We start from the raw sequence: 271 nt of genomic DNA on the forward strand, positions 1-271 counted from the left end.
CCATGGAACTGTCTTTCGTAAAGCTGTTTGCGAAGCGCCTGCCCCACGCGGCGCCGCGTCTGCGCAAAACGTTCGAACTCCGCGCGTTCGGCCCCCGGAAACTGATCGGCGCCGCCGTGCTCGCAGCCTGGGCGCTGAGCACGTCGAGCGCGTACGCACAGGATCCGTCCCCCGACACGGACGACACTTCCGTGACCATGCCGGACGCGTTCGGCCCCGCGACGGCGGACGAAAAGAAGGATCTGCCCGCGATTCCGCTCACGAGCCAGAT

The 271-nt window shown here is 66.8% G+C and carries 1 pseudogene; it reads left to right on the forward strand.

The window, feature by feature from the left end:
- Nucleotides 1-271, forward strand: a pseudogene (locus SB751_RS30715) (hypothetical protein); the annotation flags it as partial.

Source organism: Cupriavidus sp. SIMBA_020 (genome assembly GCF_046535395.1).
GTDB classification, from domain to species: domain Bacteria; phylum Pseudomonadota; class Gammaproteobacteria; order Burkholderiales; family Burkholderiaceae; genus Cupriavidus; species Cupriavidus campinensis.